The organism is Caulobacter sp. (assembly GCF_035254145.1).
Classification (GTDB): Bacteria; Pseudomonadota; Alphaproteobacteria; order Caulobacterales; family Caulobacteraceae; genus Caulobacter.
Genome location: NZ_DATFAV010000240.1, coordinates 1 through 3,305, shown reverse-complemented (window position 1 = coordinate 3,305; position 3,305 = coordinate 1). Strand labels below are relative to the sequence as shown.

Here is a 3,305-nt window from a genome sequence, read left to right as displayed (position 1 = left end):
GGTCGTTGATCGTGATCGGCGCCGAGCCCGACGGGCCTCCCATGCACTTCTGCAGGCCGGCCGTGACGATGTCGGCCCGCCAGGCGTCGACCGGAACGCTCATCCCCCCCAGGGTGGCGGTGGCGTCGACATAGAGCAGGGCGTCGTGGCGTCGGCAGATCTCGCCGATGGCCTCGATCGGCTGGGCCATGGTGGTCGAGGTGTCGCCGTGCACGCAGGCGACCAGGCGCGGCTTCACGCGCGCCACCGCGTCCTCCACGGCCTGCGGATCGACCACCGTTCCCCACGGCGCCTCGACGAAGGTGACCTTGGCGTCGCAGCGCTCGGCGATCTCGGCCAGCAGCAGGCCAAAGCGGCCGGCGTTGACCACCACCACGTCGTCGCCGGGGCTGAGCGTCGAGACCAGCGCCGCCTCGATCCCCGCGCGCGAAGTGCCGTCGACCACGAAGGTCCAGCGGTTCTCCGTCTGGAACACGCCGCGATACAGCGCCATGACCTCGTTCATGTAGCTGGTGAATTCGGGATCGAACTGGCCCAGCAACTGCACCGACATGGCCCGCAGCACCCGCGGGTGCACGTTGATCGGTCCGGGCCCCATCAGCAGGCGGGCGGGGTGGTCGAGTTCTTTGAAGATTTCAGTCATGCGCGTTCGCGTCGTTCTAGCTTGTCGATGAAATGGAGCATGGCCTTAGCGGCCAGGGCGCAGTCGGCCTCGGTGACGGCCTCGGCCGGGTTGTGGCTGATCCCGCCCTCGCAACGGACGAACAGCATGGCGACGGGGCAGAGATCGGCCATCACCATGGCGTCGTGGCCGGCCCCCGAGGGCAGGCGGCGCGGGGGCTGGGACAGGTCGGCGAGCGCCTCTTCCAGCAGGCCCATCAGAGACGGATCGCAAGGACTCTCGGCCAGGGCCTGCATCAGGTGGATCTCGGCCTTCAGGCCCCGGGCGCCGGCGATGGCGTGGATCTCGGCGCAGATCGCGTCGACCGCCGCATCGCGCGTGGCCGAGGTTTCGGCGCGGATGTCCATCGAGAACTCGATCGCGCCGGGAATGACGTTGAACGCGCCGGGCAGGGCGGTCATGCGGCCGACCGTGCCGACCAGGCCGTCGGTTCCGGCGCGGCAGATGCGCTCCAGGGCCAGCACGCACTCGGCTGCGGCGGGACCAGGATCCTTGCGCAGGCCCATCGGCGTCGTGCCGGCGTGCCCGGCCGCGCCGATGATCTTCACCATCAGCCGCTTCTGGGCGGCGATGGCGGTGACGACGCCCAGCGCCAGGCCTTCGGCCTCCAGCACCGGGCCCTGCTCGATATGCGCCTCCAGGAAGGCCAGGACCTCTTCCGGCTTGCGGGCGGCGAGCGCGATGTTCGCCGGATCGCCACCGAACGCGGTCAGGGCCTCGGCCACCGAAACGCCGTCGGCGTCCTTCATCTCCAGCGCCGCCGGATCGAGCGCGCCGGCCATGGCGCGGCTGCAGCTCATCGAGGCCGGGAAGCGCGAACCTTCCTCGTCGCCGAACGCCACCACCTCGACGGCGAAGGGCGGGCGGCGTCCAGCGCGATGCAGCGCCTCGACCACGTCGATCCCCAGCATGATCCCCAGCGGCCCGTCATAGCGGCCGCCGTTCCTGACGCTGTCGATGTGAGAGCCGATGATCAGAGCTTTGGCGCCCGGGAGCGCGCCCTCATAGCGACCGATCAGATTGGCGGCGGCGTCACGACGCACGCTCATGCCGGCGTCCGTCATCCAGCGGGTCAGCATCTCCAGCGCCGCCTCGTGGGCGGGTGTCAGGAACCGTCGCGTCAGTTGGCCCTCGACCTCGCTGTATGGCGAAACGCCCAAGGCGTCGCAGCGCGCCTTGGCCCGAACGCCGAAATCGAAATCCGCTGACACGTCCGCTTTCGCCTCCATCCCGCGACCCTAGCAGGCTGCGCCCGCCGATCTTCGCCGACAAGCGCCATCACGGAAGGTTCCCGCTCAGGCGCCCGCACGCGCGCCATGTCGAGATGGCGGCGCCTCCCCTTAAGTCATAATTTTCTTACTTGAGGAAGGGCGCGCCTGCCCGTGCCTTTCCGGCGCTGGGAGGATGCGGCGTTTCGGGCGGAAGGCTCCGACTCAGAAAAGAAGGGCAATGGTCGTCAAGGAAATGGAGTTTCGAATTCCCGATGTGGTAACGTTAGGTTATTGGATGAAAGGTGAACTTCAAAGACATGTGTAGTTTCAATATTTCTCAGCTAGATCCCCTCGACAGTGAGCAAGGTTATAATCCTGATGCTCAGAGCGCCTATCTGAATCGCGTGAGTTCGATCGTGCCTGGCATGCCGGGCGAGGTTCTATTGGAGTGGTTCCAGCAGAATCCAGGCAAGGCGGCGACTTGGGCGTTTCTGGATCTGCCCGCTCTGACCTGGAGCCCGCGGCTCTGTACGCCTGCTACGCTGCCCGGTGCGGAGATCATGCGCGGCGGAGCCAGCCAGTTCCAGCGATTGACGAAAGAGGCCCCGATATTCCGGCGGCTTGTCCATATGCAGGTTACAAGGGATCTCGCCTGGAAGAATGCGCCGATCCTGCTTGAGACGGCTAATCTGACCTTCCTGTCGCCGCCGCCCGAGTGGCTGCAAACGCCTCTGCATCTCGTCGAAGGCTACCACCGCTTCGTGACCCTGTGGTCCATCAGAGATCAGCTCGACCCCGGCAGTCCGCACCGGTTCTGGGTGGGATCCTGAGGTCAGGCTCCCATCCAGGCGTCGAGATCCTTCAGCGCCCGCAGGCTCATCAGTCGCTTCTTGGCGCGGCCGCGTTCCTTGAGCGGGATCTTCTTGCCGTCCTCGTCGACCTTGGGCGTTTCCAGCGGCGGCAGCAGGCCGTAGTTGATGTTCATCGGCTGGAAGCTGCCTGGACCGGCGCCGCCTTCCAGGTGGCCGCCGGTGATGTGCTCGACCAGGGCGCCGAGCGCGGTGGTCGGCGGCGGGGCGTCGATCGGCGCGCCCTTGCGGTCGGCGGCGGCGAAACGACCGGTCAGCAGGCCCATGGCCGCGCTCTCGACATAGCCCTCGACCCCGGTGACCTGGCCGGCGAAGCGCAGGCGCGGCTGGGCCTTCATGCGCAGCGACCTGTCCAGCAGCTTGGGCGAGTTGATGAAGGTGTTGCGGTGCAGACCGCCCAGGCGGGCGAACTGGGCGTTCTCCAGACCCGGGATCATCCGGAAGGTCTCGGCCTGGACCCCATGCTTGAGCTTGGTCTGGAAGCCGACCATGTTCCGCAGCGTGCCCAGGGCGTTGTCCTGGCGTAGCTGGACGATGGCGTAG

Annotated in this window: 4 protein-coding genes; 1 reads left to right on the top strand and 3 read right to left on the bottom strand. The window is 67.2% G+C overall.

The genetic code is table 11. The features are described from left to right. A partial coding sequence (locus tag VJ655_RS14665) for a pyridoxal-phosphate-dependent aminotransferase family protein (protein WP_324112296.1) occupies nucleotides 1-643 on the bottom strand: 643 nt, incomplete at its 3' end. After that, nucleotides 640-1,911 (bottom strand): allantoate amidohydrolase, encoded by a 1,272-nt coding sequence (locus tag VJ655_RS14660; RefSeq protein WP_414646984.1) that lies wholly within the window; start codon nucleotides 1,909-1,911, stop codon nucleotides 640-642. The genes VJ655_RS14660 and VJ655_RS14665, both read right to left, overlap by 4 nt. A 284-nt stretch (nucleotides 1,912-2,195) precedes the next feature. Between VJ655_RS14660 and VJ655_RS14655 the strand changes: the two genes are divergently transcribed. Beyond that, on the top strand, nucleotides 2,196-2,723 hold the full coding sequence (locus VJ655_RS14655) for a hypothetical protein (RefSeq protein WP_324112291.1): 528 nt from the start codon (nucleotides 2,196-2,198) through the stop codon (nucleotides 2,721-2,723). Between the two features lie 2 nt (nucleotides 2,724-2,725). On the opposite strand, the gene VJ655_RS14650 is transcribed toward VJ655_RS14655, so the two are convergent. Further along, on the bottom strand, nucleotides 2,726-3,305 hold a 580-nt coding region (locus tag VJ655_RS14650; protein ID WP_324112290.1), incomplete at its 5' end, for an FAD-dependent oxidoreductase.

What these genes read in the sequence shown, in the direction of transcription:
- VJ655_RS14660 (WP_414646984.1), bottom strand. Translation starts at nt 1,911, where the DNA reads ATGGAGGCGAAAGCGGACGTGTCAGCGGATTTCGATTTCGGCGTTCGG.